We start from the raw sequence: 19,397 nt of genomic DNA, 5'->3' as shown, positions 1-19,397 counted from the left end.
TTATTTATTCAGCTGTCACCACGCCGCAAGCAACGCGTTCACCGGAATCTCCGGAAGGGTCGGTTTGCCCGTCATCTTCCGAAGCGTGGATGATGAGCGCTGTGCCGCCTTCTTTCAACAATGAATTATCTTCCCCGATTTGCAAAGTGACATTTTCTGCGGTCAATTCATCGGTCGAAGTCCCGTCATCCGCAACTTCAATATTCTGGAGGTCGCCTGCATGAGGGCCGTCCGGGTTATCGTGTCCGTGGCTTGCGCCGGTCGGGTTGAAATGCCCGCCTGCTGATTCAAAATCAGGCGCTTCGCACATTCCTTCTTCATGGAAATGGAGGCCGTGCATGCCAGGCTCCAATCCTTCCACATTCAATGTGACCATAACCCCGTTATCCTCTTCGGTCAATTCAGCAGTGCCGGCAGCGTCTCCATCTGCATTCAGGAATTCAACCGTCAGCAATTGAACTTCGCTAGCGCCTTCTGATTCGCCTCCCGAACCATCTTGTGGCTCACCTTCTTGTTCTTCCACTTCTTCTTCTTGCGGTTCAGCTCCATCCGTTTCTGTTGGGGGTTCTGTTGTGTCGTCACCGCATGCCGCCAGCAGCAGTAAAAGGCCTAAAAGCATAAGCATCAACCATGATTTCATCGTATTTACTCCCTCCTCCTAAAAATTGTTATTACCATACCTTACACATGTAGGAGGGGAGCTAAACCCGTCAATTCGTCATGGTGTCTTTTGGCTCATACCCGCGGGCTTCGTTTCGTTTTCGCCGGCGCAGCCAAAATAAGCCGAGGGCGAGCGACAACATACTGATGAACAGGGAAGGCAAGAAGAACGGCGGGCGATAGCGGAGCTCAATTTCGTTCATCCCGTCTTCGAGCGGAACGGCTAAAAACGCATAATTGGCTTTTAACACATCGACCGGTTCATCATTGATGGTCGCCTGCCAACCTCTTTCGTAAGGAATCGATAAATTGAGGTAAGGGGCACCGTCTTGATTGTCGTAAGTGACGTCAACCTGGCTGCCGTCGATTTTCAAATTGCTCGTGCGGTCTGCTAAAGCATTTTGTTCTCTTAAAAGGGCATAAGGCTCTTTGACAATTTCAATATCCGTCAGCTCATATGTTCCTTCAGGCATGCGGATTTCGATTTTTTGTGCAGCCTCGACACGGATCGTCAAGTCGTCGACAAAGGTCTTGTAAATCGATTGATTGGATTTGCGGGTCGTCCGGTATTCATTGATTTCGAGCGGGAAGCCCTGGTCCGCTGCGGTATTTTCCAGATGGAAAGAGATATACAAATCGCCTTCTTCCGGAACTTCATCGAGCAGCAAATCAATTCCGCCGGTTTCTTCGGAAATATCGAGTACGCCGTCTTCGTAATTCGCACCCACTTCTTCGATTTCATAATCAGCTTCTCCCGGGAAGCGGTCGGGAAGGGGTTCGGTTTCAGTTGTTTCGTCCAAGACAATTCCGCTGAGCATGGCATGTTCACGCAGCAACGGCGGTTCATCCTTTAGCTGGGACTCTTGATACACCTGGAAAGCCGGCCGCGCGAAAGGCAGTGGGTAGCGATTTTGATATGCGATGAAATTATCGGTAGCGGCAAATTTGCGGAAACCGTATGGCACATTCGGGTCGTCCCGTTCCCGTATGGCATAATTGCCTTGCAAAAGACTGTGTAGATTGCTGCGGTTGCCAAGTGTCGCATAGCGGCTGACGCTTTCCCGCTGCATATCGATCTCCAAATCGTATAAATAGAAGTACAGCAAGTTTTTGTTCAAGATGCTGGAATAAGCGCTGAGCCCTTGGAAGTCCTGGACAATCGGCGTATTGTTGCGGACGCCTTCCATCCAGTCGATGCGGTACATCTCGCTCGTTTCGCGTCCTTGAATTTCGTCGATCAAAGCACGAACTTCCGCGTTGTCGTAATCTTCCCCGGTAATTAAAGCTTCATCGACATCCGCGATATCGGCGTTATCCAGCAATTTTTCGCTTTGGTAGACATTGGCAGTTGCCAACACCAAAGCGAGCAGCACAGCAGCCAGCAGCGGTTTTTGCGATCGCTGCCGAATGGCCGTAGCGGCCAACACGGCTGCCAAGGTCAGTACGAGACCCGCCAGTGCCAGGCGCGGATAAAGCGTGGTGAATTCAAGTGCTTCATCTCGCCAAGCGAACCATCCATAAAGAAGGGCGGTCAAAATCGCAGCCGTGGCAACATCTTTCAAGCGCAGCTTATGAAAATGATCCAAGCCGCTGGCAATGGCGCCTGCAGCCACAAATGACATAAAATATTCCCAGCGGTGCTGGGGCGCAGAAAACCCATTGAAAATACTGCCGACCATCGGGCTGTGATACAAGACGATCGTCAGGATGCCGATCAATGCAAAAAGACGGAAACGCTGAAGTTTATACAGCGCCGGAATGAAGAGAAATAGCATGAACATGGCCGGCAACAGGATGTAGCGGCTCATGAACAGAATGTTTTCCGTTTCCTCGAACCAGAGAATATCCTGCTGGAACGCTGGGCGATGGTTGTTCAAGAACGCATATACAGAAGGGATAAATGACACCATGGACATGCCCGCACCGATCAATCCGGCAATCAAGAACAATACAATGGCCTTTTTCCATTTCGTTTCCGCCTTTTCAAGCGGGATGAACAAGCGGAATAAAATATAGATGCCTGCCAAGAGGAAGTTAATATAAGCGAAATAGAAATTGTCGATCATCGAAATCGCGATTGCAAACATAAACCAGCCCGGTTTTTGTTCGCGGAAGATTTTTTCCGCACCGAAAATCAGCAAGGGCAGCCAGATGAACGCATCCGCAAAAAACTCCCAAAAAGCCGCATGGCGGAAGTACATCCCAGAGATCCCGTAGATGCTTGCCCCGACAAATGCCGATAAGCGCGAAATGCGCATATAGCGGAACAATGTGTAAGTGACGATCAGAACGATCGCCAACCGGGCGACGCTGATGAACACGGAAGCGTTGGCCCAGAACAGGACATCCGGATCACCGATCAATTGAAGTGAATCGAGCAAATAGACGATCACGAGTGTCGAGATATACACGAAAGACGTCGAAAAATAATACGACAGTTCGCTGAATATGCCAGCACCGAGGCCGAAATCGAAAGAATAGAAGAATTCACCTTGCGTGTAGTGGTCATAAAGCAATTGCTTAAACGGCATCATTTGGGCGAGGCCGTCATTGGGCCCGGCCATGAACTGGTTTTGGGTCCATTGAAACAGAAATACGCCATGGCCGATGATGGCCATGGCTAGAAATGCAATTGTCAGTAGAAGATAGGGACGAAAAGAACGCATAATGCCACCGTCTTTATGATTATTTGGATTGCACCGGCGCTTTCAGGATTTTTCCGGAAACGACAAAGGTCACCGGAATGGTGAAAATCACTGCGGCAAACGGCGCGATATTGCTGTTGATATGAAGGAATTCCACGAATATAAAAATCAGGAATGTAGAAACCGACATATTCACGACTTGCGTTAGCGGGAAATACAAATACTTCTTCAATGTCGGTTTGACACGATACGTTACGTAAGTGTTCAGGAAAAACGAAATGTTCAAGCTGATCAAAAATCCGATGACATGGGACAGCATATAGGCCCAATCGAGCACATTATGCAAAAACAGGTAGATGGAGTAATAGCTGAGCGTGTTGACGACCCCAACAAAAACAAAGCGGGTAAACTCCGTATTCAAGCGTTTAAGATTCATCGTATTCATCCACATTGCTCATGTCGACCAAGAAATGGGGCCGCTGCTTGGTCTCGTTATAGATGCGTCCGACGTATTCGCCGATGACGCCAAGGCTGATCAATTGAATGCCGCCAAGTAGCAAAATCGCCGTGATGGTCGTGAAATAACCGGGTGCGATGACGCCCCGCACCATGATTTGGTAAAACGTAAAAGCGATATAAAGCAAGGACAGGAACAAAACGAGAAATCCTGTGTAAAAACAGATGCGCAACGGTTTCATATTGAATGAAATGATCCCGTCGATGCCGTAATTGACGAGGCTTGCGAAGGACCATTTGGAATCGCCTTCTGCGCGCACGACATTTTCATAGCTGATGGTTTTCTTGCTGAGGCCAATCCACGAATAAATGCCTTTGGAAAAGCGGTTGCTCTCGCTGAGCGACAGGATGGAATTGATGGCTTTGCGGCTCAAGAGGCGGAAATCGCCTTCGCCGTCTTCGAAGCTGACATCGGTTACGGAATTGACTATTTTGTAGTATAGGGAAGAAAATGCACTGCGCAGTTTCGAATCTCCCTTGCGAGACCGTTTGGCGACGACTTGATGGAAGCCGTCTTCATAGCCTTGAATCATTTCGCAGATGAGCGTGGGCGGGTGCTGCATATCGCTGTCCATCAAGATGGCAGCGTCTCCTTTGATTCGTTTCATGCCTGCGAACATGGCGGATTCTTTCCCGAAATTACGGGACAGGGAAATATATTTTACGGTTTCGTGTTCGTTGGCGAGTTTGAGTATTTCGTCTAAAGTTCCGTCACTGCTGCCGTCATTGATAAACATGATTTCATACAGATAAGGAAGCGGCTCAAGTTCTTGCACCAAAGTCTTGTACATCGAAGCGATGTTCGCTTCTTCGTTGAAAGCTGGCACAATAATAGAGATCAGCTTCATAATGGTGTTCTCCTTTCAATGGGCATTCAAAATCTTCCCTGAAAATCCATTTACCCATTTTTCAGGACATTATTCCTGGAAAATGCCAATAAGGAAAAGGAATCTCCATTCATTATACGCAAAATCCGCTTTGCTGACATGTCAGGGCTATTACAATTGAGTTACCCTGGAATGCGGAATTCTCTGAAAATAAAAAAGAAAAGATTTTTTGCGCAACGGCTACAGTAACAGCAACATTGAAAACGCTTGCAAAGAAATCTTAATATTTTTTATATATTGACAATAGTTTTTTTCGTATATATGATGGACTCAATTCACTTATATCGATTAACTATTGCGACGGAGATAGGCCATGTGCAGAGGAATCCAAAGAGAGCTGATGGGTGGTGCGAATCAGCGGTTCCGGTATTTGGCAGCACTCCCGAATAGATGTGCTGAAACTATAGTAGGCCCATCCGCTTCATGCCCGTTATGCATGATATTAATGAGGCTGCCTGCATGCCAGGTAGTGAATTAGGGTGGTACCGCGACTAGAGACTCTTCGCCCCTTGCATCTTGGATGTGGGGCGTAGAGTCTTTTTTTGTATACAAATTTCCAGAATCAATTTTTTCAAATCGAAAGGGGACATTATCATGCTGACAGACCAACAAATTTTGCGAATTCCAGGACCGACACCGATTCCGCCAAGTGTAGGGCGTGCCATGGCACAACCGATGATCGGGCATCGCGGGGAAAGCACGTATTCATTGATCAGAGATATCCGCCCGAAATTGAAAAAAGTATTTGGCACAAAAGAAGAAGTGATGATTTTGACAGGCAGCGGAACTTCCGCGCTGGAAAGTGCAGTAGTCAATACCGTGGCGCCAGGCGAAGAAGTAATGGTGCTGGTCACCGGTGCCTTCGGCGAGCGTTTCGCTAAAATCTGCCAAGCCTACGGAATCACGACGCATGTGTTCAACGTGGAATGGGGGCAAGCGGTGGATCCGGAAGCCGTGAAAAACTTCCTTGGGGAGCATCCGGACATCCGCGTCATTTTCTCTACGTTCTGTGAAACCTCAACCGGCGTCCTGAACCCGATCAAAGAACTTGCCGAGACGGTAAAACAAGTGTCGGACGCGCTGATCGTCGTTGACGGCGTTTCATGCGTAGCGGGTACAGAGACGGAAATGGACAAATGGGGCATCGATGTTGTCGTCACCGGCTCCCAAAAAGCGTTTATGCTCCCGGCGGGTCTCGCATTCATCGCAGCGAGCAAGCGGGCATGGAAAAAAATCGAAGCCAATCCGCAGCCGCGCTTTTATTTGGATTTGAAAAAGCACCGCGACAATATCGAAAAAGACACGACACCGTTCACGCCAGCGATCTCCATTCTTTACGGCTTGCAGCAAGTATTGAATTTATTGGAGGAAGAAGGACTGGAGAACGTTTACCGCCGTCACCGCTTGATGCGCGATATGACACGCGCTGCATTCAAAGCGCTGAACGTCCGTTTGCTGACAAGCGATGAGGATGCATCACCGACCGTCACCGCTGTATATCCGGAAGATTTTGATGCAGAACAGTTCCGCAAAGTGCTGAAAGAAGAGTTTGCCATTGAATTTGCGGGCGGCCAGCAGCATCTCGCGAAGAGCATCTTCCGCGTCGGGCATATGGGCTATTGCTCACCAGCAGATGTGCTGCAGGCTCTTGCCGCATCGGAAGTCGTCTTGAAAAAGCTTGGACAAGATATCACACTCGGCACAGGCATTGCCGCCGCGCAGCAAGTCTTTTTGGAAGGGAAGGATAAATAATGACATTTCATGTGTTGATCAGCGACCCACTATCAGAAGAAGGCGTATATCCGCTGCGCCACGCCGACGGCATCAACATCGTCATGGAGACGAATTTGTCTGAAGCTGAACTTGCCGAACGCATCGACGGGTTCGATGCATTGCTCGTCCGCAGCCAGACGCAAGTGACGCGAGAACTTATCGAAAAAGCTTCCAATTTGAAAATCATCGGCCGCGCAGGCGTTGGGGTTGATAACATCGATTTGGAAGCAGCAACCGAGCATGGCATTATTGTCGTCAACGCACCGGACGGTAATACCAATTCGGCTGCCGAACACACGATGGCCATGCTCATGGGCATGGCACGCAAGATTCCACAAGCCTATAATTCCCTCAAGCAAGGCAAATGGGACCGTAAAGCCTATGTCGGCGTCGAATTGAAAAACAAGACGCTCGGCGTTGTCGGCTTCGGGCGGATTGGCCAGGAAGTGGCGGCGCGTGCTAAAGGCCAACGCATGAACATCATTGCCTACGACCCATTTTTGACTGCTGAAAAAGCGGAAAAACTCGGCGTCGACTTCGGGACGGTGGAAGATGTCTTGAAAGCGGCTGACTTTGTCACCGTCCATACGCCGCTACTCAAAGAAACCAAGCATTTGATCAATGCGGAAGCTTTTAAAGTGATGAAAGACGGCGTGCAGATCATCAACTGCGCGCGCGGCGGCATCATCGACGAAAGCGCCTTATATGATGCGGTGAAGTCCGGCAAAGTGGCAGGTGCCGCGCTTGATGTCTTCGAACAAGAGCCGATGGTCGATTTCCGCTTGTTGGAATTGCCAGAGATCATCGCGACGCCTCACCTCGGAGCGAGCACGTTCGAAGCGCAGGAAAGCGTCGCAGTCGATGTCAGCCAAGATGTTGTCAGCTTCGTCAAATATGGCACGGTCCGCAATTCGGTGAACTTGCCGTCTGTACCGAAAGAACTCATGAAACGCATCGAGCCGTATTTCGATTTGGCAGAACGCATCGGTACGTTCCTCACTGATTTGACAGGTGAAACGGCTGATGAAGTGAATGTCTATTATTCAGGCGAACTCGCTAACCTGGAAGTCGGCCCCTTGACGCGCAATATGCTCAAAGGGATGCTCAAACGCCATCTCGGCAAGCACGTCAATGACGTCAACGCGATGTATATCGCCAACCAAAAAGGCATTCATGTCAACGAACACAAATCGACCGAATCCCGCGGCTTTACCAACCTCATTACTGTCGAAGTGAAAACGCAGAGCGGCACGCGGAAAGCATCCGGTACGCTATTAAACGGCCAAGGCGCACGCATCGTCAAAGTGGATGATTATATCGTCGACTTCCTGCCGAACGGCCACCTGTTGTTCATCCGCCATAATGACCGCCCGGGAGTCATCGGCCGCGTCGGCACATTGCTCGGGGCAGAAGACATCAATATCGCGACGATGCAGGTAGGACGATCGAATGCCGGCGGCGACGCGATCATGATGCTGTCGATCGACAAGCATGCCGATCCGGAAGATTTGGAAGAATTGAAGAAACTCGAAGAAATCGAAAGCGTTACGGCAATCGATCTATAAAAATAAAGCGCCCGCACCGATTGTCTAGAGACCAATCGGGGCAGGCGCTTTTCTTATGCAGATGTAGTTTGCAGCTTGTCGAGCAAGGGCAATAGCTCTTTCAGGCTGTTAATTTCATGAGTTGCGACAACCGATTCATGAGGTGCTTTTTGCTCTCGGTTCAGCCAAACGGAAGGGATTCCCGCACGCTCAGCCCCGAGGATATCCGTCAAAGGATTGTCGCCGACCATCAGGACGTCTTTCGGGGCATAGCCGAACTTCGCCAAGGCATGTTCGAAGATGGAGGCATCGGGCTTGCCGCGCCCAAATGCGCCGGAAATGACGATATGGTCGAAATACGGCGCGATTTCCGGCGTGATGTCGAGTTTGATCTGCTGCAGGCTCGGCGACCCATTCGTCAACAGCAATAAATCGAAACGGCCCTTCAATTGATCGAGCACGTCCAAGCTGTCTTCGTAAAGTACCGGGTTGCGTTTTCTCGCTTCCGGGAAATACGCGGCGAGTTGCTTCCCTAACTCCGGATCGTCGATGCCGATGCGTTTCAGCCCAAGCGTCCAGGCCTCTTCTTGATAACCTGGCGCAACTTCTTTAAGTCGCTGGAAATCGTCTCCCGAATCATCGAAGCGCCCCCACAGCCCTTCGAATGGGTTGATGCCGATCATTTGCGTAAAAGCATGTGTCGAATAGCCCGCATACAGCTTGCGGGCTTCTTCCCGCACCGCCTGTTCCAAATTGCTGCAATCGGCGCCCGTTTGTTCAGCCGCCCACTCGCACGTTTCGCGGAAGGCTTCTTTCACGCTTTGCTGATCCCATAATAAAGTGTCGTCCAAATCAAAGAAAATCGCTTTCACCATATCGCGCCGCTCCCTTGCTTTTTTATGCAAATCAAACTTCAGAATCATGATTAACTACAACTTATAATTAAAGGATGGTGATTCAAAGAACAAATATAAGATATGGAGCAAAACCACGGAGACTCCCAAGGGAGCAGCGCTCTTTTAAGCGACGAGACAGCCGAGACCCCGCAAGGAATGAATGAGTGAAGCTTAGCTGAACGCATTCATTTGCGACGCATTTACGAAGTAAATGTGGGAGCACAAGGGCTCCGAAGCGACTGAGGAGGCTTGGCGCTCGCCCGCAGGAAGTGAATAGGCGAAGGGAAACCGGGACTATTCACTTGCGATGCTCGAGTGTAGCGAAAGTTGAGCAAAGCTCTTAGGAGTGGTTTTGCGGAATATCTAGAGATTAAATTTATCTATTCAACCCATAGTGTACTAAAGCACGGCTGAAAATCAAAGAGTTGTCACAAATCTGGCGACCGCCGGCCACTTCCGGTGGTACGATGTACGGAAAGGAGTGAAACTATGGAAAAGCTTGCACAACGCCCTCTGTTATTGGAAGAGGCAGCTCATTTCATTGAAACTTGCTATTTAGAACTGGAAAAAGGCGAACAGGAAATCCTTAGCCGTGTAGCTGAGATTGAACAGGAAATCGAGACTACGGGCAGCTATATGCATACAATAGAAGAATTACAGCATGGGGCGCGCATGGCTTGGCGCAATAACAACCGCTGTATCGGCCGTTTGTTTTGGCAGACCTTGGGAATTTTTGATGAACGTGAAGCGGAAACGGAAGAACAAGTATTTTCGGCCATCGTCCGCCATTTGCGCTTTGCATTCAACGGAGGGAAAATCCGCCCGGCCATTACGATTTTCAAACAGTCAGACCAAAGCGGGATGCGCATCTGGAACCATCAATTATTGCGTTATGCAGGATATGAACGGGACGGCCGGATCGTCGGCGACTCCTCGTCTCTTGCATTTACCAAGCAATGCGAGGCGCTCGGATGGAGAGGTGCGGGCAGCGGGTTCGACTTATTACCAGTGGTGATCGGTGCAGCCGGCAATCAGCCGAAATGGTTCGAGCTGCCTGCCGACGCCAAACCTGAAGTGGCGATCGGTCATCCTGACTGGCCAGCTATGGCGGAACTCGGGCTGAAATGGTATGCAGTGCCGCTCATCTCCGATATGAAGCTCGAAATCGGGGGCATTGAATACGGTATGGCGCCTTTCAATGGTTGGTATATGGGAACGGAAATCGGCGCCCGCAATTTAGCGGACGAAGACCGCTATGACCTGTTGCCGGCAATGGCGGAAATTATGGGTCTCGACACGAGTTCGCAGCGGACGCTATGGAAAGATAAAGCGCTCGTCGAATTGAACGTGGCGGTGCTTGAATCATTTGCGGATGCAGGCGTGACCATCGTCGATCATCATACCGCCGCCAAGCAGTTCAAGAATTTCGAGAAAATCGAAGAACGGGAAGGGCGCCAAGTCACGGGCAATTGGGCATGGCTAATCCCGCCGGTGTCGCCCGCCACAACGCATATTTTCCATAAGCCGTATAAAAACGACATCGTTAAACCGAATTATTTTTACCAGCAAACGCCTTATGAAGAATAAAAGTGAAATCGCTTTGACTGTCCCGCTGGAGCTATTCACAGCCGGGACAGCCAAAGCGATTTTTAGTGCAAGCAAAGAAAATAAGCGGATGGAAGACGGTTTTTTAAGGCTGAAGGTCGATAGAGCAGAAGGTATTGTATTATAATAGAATGAAATGATGTTCTTCATCGTAAGAAATTTGAGAAAGAAGGAATAACAATGGGACGCAAATGGAATAATATTAAAGAGAAAAAAGCTTCCAAAGATGCCAACACAAGCCGAATCTACGCAAAATTCGGCCGTGAAATATATGTAGCTGCCAAGCAAGGCGAACCGGACCCGGAATCGAATCAGGCATTGAAAGTTGTGCTGGAGCGCGCCAAAACCTATAACGTGCCAAGAGCCATCATCGATCGCGCTGTCGAAAAAGCAAAAGGCGGATCGGAAGAGAACTACGACGAGCTGCGTTACGAAGGATTCGGACCGAACGGCTCGATGGTCATTGTCGATACCTTGACCAACAACGTCAACCGCACCGCTTCCGACGTGCGCGCAGCATTCGGTAAAAACGGCGGCAATATGGGCGTTAGCGGATCGGTAGCCTATATGTTCGACCATACGGCGGTTATCGGCGTAGAAGGCAAGTCGGCCGACGAAGCGCTGGAGCTATTGATGGAAGCGGATATTGACGTGCGTGACATCCTCGAAGAAGAAGGCACCGTCATCGTCTATGCAGAACCGGATCAATTCCACTTGGTGCAAGAAGCGTTCAAAGCGGATGGCGTAACCGACTTCACGGTCGCTGAATTGACGATGCTCCCGCAGAATGAATTGCCGCTGTCAGAAGAAGACCAGGCGCAATTCGAAAAGATGGTAGATGCCATCGAAGACCTCGAAGACGTCCAGCAGGTCTACCACAACGTCGACTTAGTATAAACAATTCCATAAATCAATCAACTTCTGTCCAAAAACGGGCAGAAGTTTTTTTGCGATAATTAATAAAAAGAATATTTAAAATAATTTAAAAATTAACTTGTAATTCAAAATATTAAAACGTATACTTTTTTTGAATCAACGTTTAATAAATGACCGGAAAGTTTATTTTTTTCAAACAGGATGTAAGGGTTTACATTTTCTTTAAAAGGAGGCTTTCGTTTGGCAGCTATTGAAACGATGGAACTTTTTGGGCGGGCGGAAGTGAAGGTGTTTGCGAAGCGCCCTTCGACAATCGGCCAATTGCTTACAGATACTGTGGCGCGCTACGGAGAAAAACCGGCAGTCGTCACGGAACAACAGACTTTAAGCTACCGGGAGCTTGACAGGCAATCGACCAAGCTTGCCGCCAACCTTCAGCAGCGCGGCATTCAAGTGGGCGACCGGGTGGGTGCGGTGGTCGGAAACTGCGCTGAATTTCCAGTGGTCGTCTTCGCTTGTGCCAAGGCCGGGGCGATCATGGTACCGATCAATGTCAAACTGCAAGTCGAAGAATTGCAATACATTATCGGTCATTCCAAGCCGAAGCTCTTGATTGTAGAAGCGGAATATGCGGAGAAAGTGAAAGAAGCCACTCGAAACAGCGGACTCGAAGATGCTGAACACCCCGAACTCTTTATCATCGGGGGCGAGAATTCCTACGGCCAATTACTCGATGAGTCGGCTGCATTTGGACAAGTGGACGTCGATGAACAGGATGGCGCGTTCATCCTTTATACATCGGGGACGACCGGCCGGCCTAAAGGCGCGGTGCTGGCGCATATCAATGCGGTGCACAGCGTGATGAATTACAAACGCCGTTTTGAGACCGATGATTCGATGAAAACGCTGGTCGCTGTCCCGATGTTCCATGTGACAGGGCTGGTCGGACAACTGCTCCATATGTTTTATGTCGGCGGTACAGTCTACAGCATGAGGCGCTATCAAAATGAACGCTATATCGAGCTGATCTTGAAACACGAAATCAATTTCCTATTCAATGTGCCAACCATTTTCATCATGATGTCGACGAGCGAAGAATTCCAGCAGCATTCGTTCGGATTTGTGAAGAAAGTGGCGTTCGGCGGTTCCCCGATCTATCAGCAGACCTTCCAAATGCTGAAAGAAGCGTTCCCGAATGCACAGCTTCACAATGCATATGGGGCGACGGAAACGACATCTCCTGCCACGTTGATGCCGGTGAGTTATCCGGAATCGAAAGTGACATCGGTCGGTTTGCCGGTCGACGTCGCGGACATCAAAATCGTCGACCCGGAAGGACGCACCGTGCCGAACGGGGAATCCGGCGAATTGTATATCAAAGGACCGATGATCATCAAGGAATACTGGGACAACCCGGCCGCCAATCAGTCGAGTTTCACTGAGGGCTACTGGCATTCAGGCGACCTCGGCATTATGGATGACGACGGCTATGTCTATATCCGTGACCGCAAAAAAGACATGATCAACCGCGGCGGCGAGAAAATTTTCTCCATCGAAGTGGAGGATGCGCTGAAAAGCCATCCGGATGTCGTAGAAGCAGCTGTCATCGGAGAACCGGATCCGGTGTTCGGCGAGAAAGTAAAAGCATTTGTCGTCGGACCGAAACTTGATCCAGACGATTTCACTGAGTTGCAGGCGCATTGCAAGAAGACGCTCGCGAAATTCAAGGTGCCGGAACAGTTTGTGCTCTTGGAAAGCCTGCCGCGCAATGCGTCAGGAAAGATATTGAAAAACACATTAAAAGAAACAGGGGGCCGATCAAATGCTTAAGGAATTATCGCCAAAAGCGGAACAATTACGCCAGGAACTGCTGAAATTCATGGATGACTATGTCTATCCGGCTGAACAGACAGTAAAAGAATACAAAGAAACTACAAGCGACCGTTGGACCATCCCGCCGGTTATTGAAGAGCTGAAGCAAAAAGCAAAAGCGCAAGGCTTATGGAACCTCTTCCTCGACCATCCGGAATACGGGGCAGGTTTATCAAATTACGAGTATTCCCATTTATGTGAAATTATGGGGCGCTCACTCATCGCTCCGGAAATCTTCAACTGCAACGCGCCGGATACCGGCAATATGGAAGTGTTCGTGAAATACGGCACGGATGAGCAGAAAAAACAATGGCTCGAGCCTTTATTGAACGGCGAAATCCGCTCATGCTTCTCCATGACAGAGCCGGACGTCGCTTCATCCGACGCCACCAATATCCAAAGCAGTATCGTCCGTGACGGCGATGAATACGTCATCAACGCCAAGAAGTGGTGGACGACAGGCGCTATGGACCCGCGCTGCAGCATTGCGATCGTCATGGGGAAAACCGATCCCGATGCCGAAAAGCACAAGCAGCAGTCGATGATCCTTGTGCCATTCGATACGCCAGGCGTCAAGATTGTCCGCCCGCTTACCGTGTTCGGCTATGACGATGCACCGCAAGGGCATGCGGAAGTGCATTACGAAAATGTCCGCGTCCCGGCGAGCAATATGCTGCTTGGGGAAGGTCGAGGATTCGAAATCGCACAAGGCCGTCTCGGGCCAGGACGCATCCATCACTGCATGCGAGCAATCGGCGCTGCCGAACGTGCCCTTGAATTATTGTGCAGACGGGCGGAAAGCCGTGTCGCCTTCGGTTCGACATTGGCGGAAAAAGACGTCATCAAGGAAATCATCGCCGAAAGCCGCATCGAAATCGAACAGGCACGGCTTTTGACCTTGAACGCCGCGCACAAGATCGATGAACACGGTGCGAAAGCCGCACGCAAAGAAATCGCCATGATCAAGATTGCCGCCCCACGCGTATCGATCAATGTCATCGACCGGGCGATGCAAGTATTCGGCGGAGCCGGCCTGACAGAGGATTTCCCGCTTGCTGAACATTACGCAAACGCACGCACGTTGCGTCTTGTCGATGGGCCGGACCAAGTCCATTTGCGCGATGTCGGGCGCCTTGAACTGCGTGAGCAATTGAAAGCGAATGAAGCACGTCAATAAAAATTTGCAAACGAAGAAGATGGGAGTGGTGACAGTGAAAGCGTGGCAAGTGACAGAGCTCGGCGACCCGGAACAGGCTTTAGCCGTTGCAGAATTGCCGAAGCCAAGCCCAGGCGCGGGCGAAGCGCTCATCAAAGTGGAAGCGGCAGCGCTCAATTTCTTTGATATTCTGCAATGCCAAGGGAAATACCAGGAACGCCCCGAACTCCCCTTTACGCCAGGAGCGGAGATTGCCGGAACGATCGAAGCGCTAGGTGAAGGCACACAGGGCGAAATCGGCCAGCGTGTTCTCGCGACGCCGATGCTGCCAAGCGGTGGCCTCGCCGAATGGGCAGTCGTCAAACAACAAGGGATTTTCCCGATTCCGGATGAACTTTCGTATGCGGAAGCGGCAGCGCTATTCATTACGTACCAAACGGCTTATTTCGCCTTGCATCGCTCAGGCCATTTGAAAAAAGGCGAAGTATTGCTGGTCCATGCTGCATCAGGCGGTGTCGGGTCCGCCGCGGTCCAGCTAGGAAAAGCAGCAGGCGCGACGGTCATCGCGACTGCCGGAAGCGCGGATAAGCTTGCGGTATGCAAAGAACTTGGAGCGGATATCGTCATCAATTACCGTGAAGAAGATTTCGTCCCGAAAGTGAAAGAAGCGACCGGCGGCAAAGGGGCGGATGTCATTTTCGACCCGGTCGGCGGCGATACTTTCGACCGTTCAAGAAAATGCATCGCTTTTGAAGGGCGTATCTTGGTCATCGGTTTTGCCGGAGGGCGAATCGCCGATGCTCCGACCAACCACGCCTTAATCAAAAATTACTCGATTGTCGGCGTCCATTTCGGCTTGTTCCGCAATTTGATGCCGGACCAAGTGATGAAAGCCCATCACGAGTTAATGGCACTGTATAAAGAAGGAGCCATCAAGCCGCTCATCTATAAAGAATTCGCCTTCGATGAAGTCGTCGACGCACTCGATCAGCTCGGCAGCCGAAAAACTTATGGGAAATTAATAGTTACACCATAAAGGGGGAAAGCCTATGGGAAATCTTGTCCAGACAGAAGTGAACGGAGCGATTGCAAAGCTCCACATGAACCGGCCGGATAAACTCAACGCCTTATCGCGGGAGATGGTCGAAGAAATGCTCGCAGCACTCAAGCGATTGGAAGGAGATCCAGCTGTCAGAGCCATCGTCCTGTCAGGGGAAGGGAAAGCATTTTCTGCAGGGGGCGATATTGCCTCGATGAAGTCTTTAGGCAATGCGCACGAAGTCGCTGAATGGATCGATTTCATTTCGAGCTTATCGAAAGCTTTGATGGACAGCGATAAACCCGTTATCGCCGCAGTTCACGGCTATGCAGCAGGAGCTGGTTTCAGCCTGGCGCTGGCTGCGGATTTCATCGTGGCAGACGAAGATGCCAAATTCGCTTTGAGCTTTTCGAATATCGGGTTGATTCCCGACCTCGGGCTCATCAAAGCGCTCCGTAAACGAATCAGCCCGCCGCTCGCCAAGGAATGGATCGCCTCCGCAAAAGTAATCAGCGCACAGGAAGCGCAAGGTCACGGCTTGATCAATCGCATCTCGAGCGGGGATGTCGGCAAGGCCGCTATGGAATTTGCGGAATTTCTCGCACAAGGGCCAGCCATCAGCAATAAATACGTCAAATACCTGGTCAACCATTTGGATGAATTGCCGCAGGAAGCGGCATTCATGCAAGAAAATCTCATCCAGACGCTGCTTCTCCAGACCGAAGACCATAAAGAAGGCATCGCTGCTTTCTTTGAGAAACGCACACCTGAATTTCAAGGGAAATGATGTAAGCGTTACCATTTGATGCGGCCACGGCACAAAAACCGGATGGAGGTATTTTCTATGAAAAAACACGGTTCTCGTTTTTTAGCAGCAGGTGCAGCAATGACCCTTCTACTTGCAGGGTGTGGCGGTGGAGATTCTGAGGGCGGTGGCGCTGAAGGGGAAACAATCACACTTCGCGCAGCCACGGGATTAAGCGCGCAGCATGCCTGGTGGGAAGCTTCGATGGTTCCCTGGATGGAGCGGGTCGAGGAATTGACGGATGGCCAAGTGCAATTTGAAACTTTCACTGGCGGAGAATTGGTTTCGGTTCCGGATGAAGGCGACGCCCTTCAAAGCGGGACGGTCGATGTCGCTTTGGTGTTGCCGATCTATCAACCGGACCAATTCCCGATGGCCGAAGTGACGATGTTGCCGCTCAACCATTCCGATACCATGATCGCTTCCAAGGCCTGGAAAAAGCTTCTGGAGAGTGAAGAAGAATTGGCGGATGGGCAAACGTATACGGAGATGCAATTCGGTGATTTCAAAGTATTCCCAGTATCGACGACACAGGAATATTCCATTTCCACGACAGGGCATGAATTCAATTCAGTTAGCGATGTCGAAGGCACATCCCTTCGCACGCCTTCCCGCATCCATGAAATGTATGCCGCGAAAACCGGCATCAATAGCGTGACCATGCCAGCTGTCGAAATCTACGATGCCCTCAGCCGCGGCACGTTTGAAGGCGCATTCTACAGCATCGCCGATTGGACAGGGTACGGCTTCCAGGATTTGTTCCGCTATACGGTCACGGGCATCAACTTCGGCCATTTCAATGCATTTATCGGCATGAGCCAAAGCAGATGGGATGAACTCCCGGAAAATGTCCAGGAAGCGATGACTCAAGCCAATGAAGACATTTTCGAAGCCGGCGCCCAGGAATGGATGGACCGTGCTGAAGCGATCATCCCGGAAAATGAAGAAAACGGCGGCAAGTTCGTCGAGTTCAGTGAATTGGACCAGGAAGTGCAAGATCACTTCAATACAGGCATTGAAGATACGTGGACAGATTATGCGAAACTTCTGGAAGATAATGGGTTACCAGGCAATGAAGTAGTCAAAATGTGGAGAGATCTCTTGATTGAAGAAGGCGGAGAAGTGCCAGAAGCGGTCATGAATTTGGAATAAGCAAGCAAGAAGAGGATAGCGCATTGAGGTGTCGCTCATCCTCTTTTTTCATAATGGAGGCAAGGAGGCCAGAGAATGGACAATTTACTGGTTATTGGAATCATTTTGGCCATGATGATCGTTTTGCTGCTGGCGGGGCTGTATATCCACTCCGTATTGCTGGCGAGCGGCATCATCGGGCTGATTCTTTTGGAAGGGTTCGGCATTTTGCCCGGTCTTCTCGGCAACGAACCGTTCAACCGCGTGGCCAGTTATACTTTGACGACCATCCCGTTGTTTGTGTTAATGGCACAATTCATCCTGCAATCGGGGCTCGTCCAGGACATCTTTTATATGGTCCATAAAGTGTCGAAAGGAAAGAACAGCCTACTCGGCGTGTTGACCTTGATTATCGGCGGGCTGTTGGGAGCGGTTTCTGGATCGGGTACAGCTACTTCCGCATCACTTGGACAAGTTGCCATTCCGGAACTCCGCAAGCATGGGTATAGTGCGCCGCTCGCCGGGGCAGTCGCTGCTTCCGGCGGGTCGCTCTCAGGAATCATCCCGCCAAGTATCATCTTGATCCTTTACGGGGTCGCTACCGAAACACCGGTCGGAAGCCTATTCGTCGGTGCATTCATCCCAGGGATTTTGACGATGTTGGTGTTTATCGCTGTCATGCTCGTCTATTTCCAATTGGGCAAAAAGAAGCAACAGGCGGCACAGGAAGAAATGTTCGAAGAAACGGTAACGGAAGAAAAGGTGCCGGTCATTCGCTTGATCATCGCCAGTGTCATTGCCGTTGCGATTGTATTCATCATTTTCGGGGGCATTTATTCAGGTGTCTTCACGCCGACAGAAGCGGGTGCTGTCGGAGCGTTCGTCGGTTTGATTGCGGCATTTTTATTGGGGAAAGTCAATTTTGCGTTCTTTAAAACCTCTTTGATTGAGACGGTGAAACTGACAGGGATGGTCATGATCATCATGATCGGCGCGCAGATCTTCGGCCGCTTTGTTTCCTTGTCATTGTTGCCGAGACGTTTGATTGAATTGATCGAACCGATCATGGATACACCGGTTCTTGTGCTGATTGTCATTTCCATCGTCTTGTTCATCATGTTCATGTTCATCGAAGGCGCAGCGGTCATTTTGATGTCGATTCCGGTCGTTCTGCCAATCATTCAGGAACTGCAAGTCGATATTCTATGGTTCGGTGTATTTGTTTCAGTCATTTGTACAATCGGCTTGATCACGCCTCCGGTGGGGTTAAGCGTCTATGCGGTCGCCGGTGTCAGCGGCATCAACTCAGGTTCGATTTTCCGTTTGACGACTGTCTTTGCTTTGGTGGCGATGGTGGTCGTGACAGGATTGATGATCGCATTCCCGGGGCTTGCCACTTGGCTGCCGAATTCAATGTAGCAAAAGGAGGGAAGCATGATGAAAGGTGTATGGAAAGCGTATCGGCTTTTTCACTATTTAAAGCTTATCGGCATTTGGGTCAGCGGCATCGCGGTTGTAGCGATGATGTTATTGATTGTCTACGATGTGGTGATGCGGACGCTGTTCTCGAGTTCGATCCGCGGAGGGTTTGAAATCATCCAGAATTACATGATGCCCCTCGTCGTATTCCCCGGTCTCGCGTATGTTTATTCGTCGGGCGTTTTGCCGAAGATGGATTTACTTCTCGACCGTTTCGGGGCAGGCATGCAAAAAGCGATCATTCTGCTGATGATTTTGCTGGAGCTTTTCGTTCTGGTGCTAATCGTGCAGTTCAGCTGGGCTTATGCAATAGACGGGCTCGAGCGGGAAATTGCTTTTCCGGCGGCGGGCACACTGTATCCGCTGTATCCGTTTTTCTTCTTGATTCCAATTGCTTTTGGAATGATTGTCGTCGAAAACCTGTTTATCCTGATTCGAAATGTACTGGAGAAGAAACCGAGCCTATTGATGGAAGAGCCGAAAGGGCCAGTCGAGGATCTCTAATCAAACAGC

At 50.2% G+C, this 19,397-nt stretch carries 16 protein-coding genes; 11 read left to right on the top strand and 5 right to left on the bottom strand.

Annotated elements, in window-relative coordinates:
- Positions 1 to 4: 4 nt before the first annotated feature.
- The 4 genes from DFR62_RS05795 to DFR62_RS05780 all read right to left on the bottom strand — a co-directional run bounded on the left by DFR62_RS05795 (position 5) and on the right by DFR62_RS05780 (position 4,669).
- On the bottom strand, positions 5 to 640 hold the full coding sequence (locus tag DFR62_RS05795; protein WP_121298650.1) for a superoxide dismutase family protein: 636 nt from the start codon (positions 638 to 640) through the stop codon (positions 5 to 7).
- 70 nt (positions 641 to 710) lie between these two features.
- Positions 711 to 3,326 carry a YfhO family protein gene (locus tag DFR62_RS05790; protein ID WP_121298648.1) on the bottom strand — a complete coding sequence of 872 codons (2,616 nt, stop codon included), beginning with the start codon at positions 3,324 to 3,326 and terminating at the stop codon, positions 711 to 713.
- 19 nt (positions 3,327 to 3,345) lie between these two features.
- Positions 3,346 to 3,741 (bottom strand): GtrA family protein, encoded by a 396-nt coding sequence (locus tag DFR62_RS05785; protein ID WP_121299529.1) that lies wholly within the window; start codon positions 3,739 to 3,741, stop codon positions 3,346 to 3,348.
- Entirely contained in the window at positions 3,731 to 4,669 is a 939-nt protein-coding gene (locus DFR62_RS05780) for a glycosyltransferase family 2 protein (protein WP_121298646.1), read from the bottom strand. The genes DFR62_RS05785 and DFR62_RS05780 overlap by 11 nt, the downstream gene beginning before the upstream one ends.
- 633 nt (positions 4,670 to 5,302) lie before the next feature.
- Between DFR62_RS05780 and DFR62_RS05775 the strand changes: the two genes are divergently transcribed.
- Together DFR62_RS05775 and serA are read left to right on the top strand one after the other, a co-directional pair.
- Entirely contained in the window at positions 5,303 to 6,460 is a 1,158-nt protein-coding gene (locus DFR62_RS05775) for a pyridoxal-phosphate-dependent aminotransferase family protein (RefSeq protein WP_121298644.1), read from the top strand.
- On the top strand, positions 6,460 to 8,046 hold the full coding sequence (gene serA, locus DFR62_RS05770; RefSeq protein ID WP_121298642.1) for a phosphoglycerate dehydrogenase: 1,587 nt from the start codon (positions 6,460 to 6,462) through the stop codon (positions 8,044 to 8,046). The genes DFR62_RS05775 and serA overlap by 1 nt, the downstream gene beginning before the upstream one ends.
- A 53-nt stretch (positions 8,047 to 8,099) precedes the next feature.
- On the opposite strand, the gene DFR62_RS05765 is transcribed toward serA, so the two are convergent.
- The gene (locus tag DFR62_RS05765; protein WP_121298640.1) at positions 8,100 to 8,900 is read right to left on the bottom strand and encodes an HAD family hydrolase; all 801 of its coding nucleotides are present in this window, start codon (positions 8,898 to 8,900) and stop codon (positions 8,100 to 8,102) included.
- 510 nt (positions 8,901 to 9,410) lie between these two features.
- Here DFR62_RS05765 and DFR62_RS05760 point away from each other — a divergent pair.
- The 9 genes from DFR62_RS05760 to DFR62_RS05720 all read left to right on the top strand — a co-directional run bounded on the left by DFR62_RS05760 (position 9,411) and on the right by DFR62_RS05720 (position 19,388).
- On the top strand, positions 9,411 to 10,508 hold the full coding sequence (locus DFR62_RS05760) for a nitric oxide synthase oxygenase (protein WP_121298638.1): 1,098 nt from the start codon (positions 9,411 to 9,413) through the stop codon (positions 10,506 to 10,508).
- A 198-nt stretch (positions 10,509 to 10,706) separates the two neighbouring features.
- Complete coding sequence (locus tag DFR62_RS05755; protein WP_058382784.1) at positions 10,707 to 11,423, top strand: YebC/PmpR family DNA-binding transcriptional regulator; 717 nt, start codon at positions 10,707 to 10,709, stop codon at positions 11,421 to 11,423.
- A gap of 219 nt (positions 11,424 to 11,642) precedes the next feature.
- Positions 11,643 to 13,232, top strand: coding sequence for a class I adenylate-forming enzyme family protein (locus tag DFR62_RS05750; RefSeq protein ID WP_241663068.1), 1,590 nt, complete (start codon positions 11,643 to 11,645; stop codon positions 13,230 to 13,232).
- On the top strand, positions 13,225 to 14,451 hold the full coding sequence (locus tag DFR62_RS05745) for an acyl-CoA dehydrogenase family protein (RefSeq protein WP_121298636.1): 1,227 nt from the start codon (positions 13,225 to 13,227) through the stop codon (positions 14,449 to 14,451). Before DFR62_RS05750 ends, DFR62_RS05745 begins: the two co-directional genes overlap by 8 nt.
- 34 nt (positions 14,452 to 14,485) lie before the next feature.
- A complete protein-coding gene (locus DFR62_RS05740; protein WP_175578503.1) occupies positions 14,486 to 15,466 on the top strand; it encodes an NADPH:quinone oxidoreductase family protein in 981 nt (326 codons plus the stop codon).
- A 13-nt stretch (positions 15,467 to 15,479) separates the two neighbouring features.
- On the top strand, positions 15,480 to 16,256 hold the full coding sequence (locus DFR62_RS05735) for an enoyl-CoA hydratase/isomerase family protein (protein WP_121298634.1): 777 nt from the start codon (positions 15,480 to 15,482) through the stop codon (positions 16,254 to 16,256).
- A 57-nt stretch (positions 16,257 to 16,313) separates the two neighbouring features.
- A complete protein-coding gene (gene dctP / locus DFR62_RS05730; RefSeq protein WP_121298632.1) occupies positions 16,314 to 17,426 on the top strand; it encodes a TRAP transporter substrate-binding protein DctP in 1,113 nt (370 codons plus the stop codon).
- A gap of 75 nt (positions 17,427 to 17,501) precedes the next feature.
- Positions 17,502 to 18,824 carry a TRAP transporter large permease gene (locus DFR62_RS05725; RefSeq protein WP_121298630.1) on the top strand — a complete coding sequence of 441 codons (1,323 nt, stop codon included), beginning with the start codon at positions 17,502 to 17,504 and terminating at the stop codon, positions 18,822 to 18,824.
- Between the two features lie 18 nt (positions 18,825 to 18,842).
- Positions 18,843 to 19,388 (top strand): TRAP transporter small permease, encoded by a 546-nt coding sequence (locus DFR62_RS05720; RefSeq protein ID WP_158290784.1) that lies wholly within the window; start codon positions 18,843 to 18,845, stop codon positions 19,386 to 19,388.
- Positions 19,389 to 19,397 lie beyond the last annotated feature (9 nt).

Origin of the sequence: Planococcus citreus (genome assembly GCF_003664125.1) — a bacterium.
Taxonomy (GTDB): Bacteria; Bacillota; Bacilli; order Bacillales_A; family Planococcaceae; genus Planococcus; species Planococcus citreus.
The sequence above is the reverse complement of the archived record's forward strand: the minus strand, read 5'-3'. Positions and strand labels throughout refer to the sequence as shown.

Coding starts and splice junctions, on each gene's coding strand:
- DFR62_RS05795 (WP_121298650.1), bottom strand. CDS start 640: ATGAAATCATGGTTGATGCTTATGCTTTTAGGCCTTTTACTGCTGCTG.
- DFR62_RS05790 (WP_121298648.1), bottom strand. CDS start 3,326: ATGCGTTCTTTTCGTCCCTATCTTCTACTGACAATTGCATTTCTAGCC.
- DFR62_RS05785 (WP_121299529.1), bottom strand. CDS start 3,741: ATGAATCTTAAACGCTTGAATACGGAGTTTACCCGCTTTGTTTTTGTT.
- DFR62_RS05780 (WP_121298646.1), bottom strand. CDS start 4,669: ATGAAGCTGATCTCTATTATTGTGCCAGCTTTCAACGAAGAAGCGAAC.
- DFR62_RS05775 (WP_121298644.1), top strand. CDS start 5,303: ATGCTGACAGACCAACAAATTTTGCGAATTCCAGGACCGACACCGATT.
- serA (WP_121298642.1), top strand. CDS start 6,460: ATGACATTTCATGTGTTGATCAGCGACCCACTATCAGAAGAAGGCGTA.
- DFR62_RS05765 (WP_121298640.1), bottom strand. CDS start 8,900: ATGGTGAAAGCGATTTTCTTTGATTTGGACGACACTTTATTATGGGAT.
- DFR62_RS05760 (WP_121298638.1), top strand. CDS start 9,411: ATGGAAAAGCTTGCACAACGCCCTCTGTTATTGGAAGAGGCAGCTCAT.
- DFR62_RS05755 (WP_058382784.1), top strand. CDS start 10,707: ATGGGACGCAAATGGAATAATATTAAAGAGAAAAAAGCTTCCAAAGAT.
- DFR62_RS05745 (WP_121298636.1), top strand. CDS start 13,225: ATGCTTAAGGAATTATCGCCAAAAGCGGAACAATTACGCCAGGAACTG.
- DFR62_RS05735 (WP_121298634.1), top strand. CDS start 15,480: ATGGGAAATCTTGTCCAGACAGAAGTGAACGGAGCGATTGCAAAGCTC.
- dctP (WP_121298632.1), top strand. CDS start 16,314: ATGAAAAAACACGGTTCTCGTTTTTTAGCAGCAGGTGCAGCAATGACC.
- DFR62_RS05725 (WP_121298630.1), top strand. CDS start 17,502: ATGGACAATTTACTGGTTATTGGAATCATTTTGGCCATGATGATCGTT.
- DFR62_RS05720 (WP_158290784.1), top strand. CDS start 18,843: ATGAAAGGTGTATGGAAAGCGTATCGGCTTTTTCACTATTTAAAGCTT.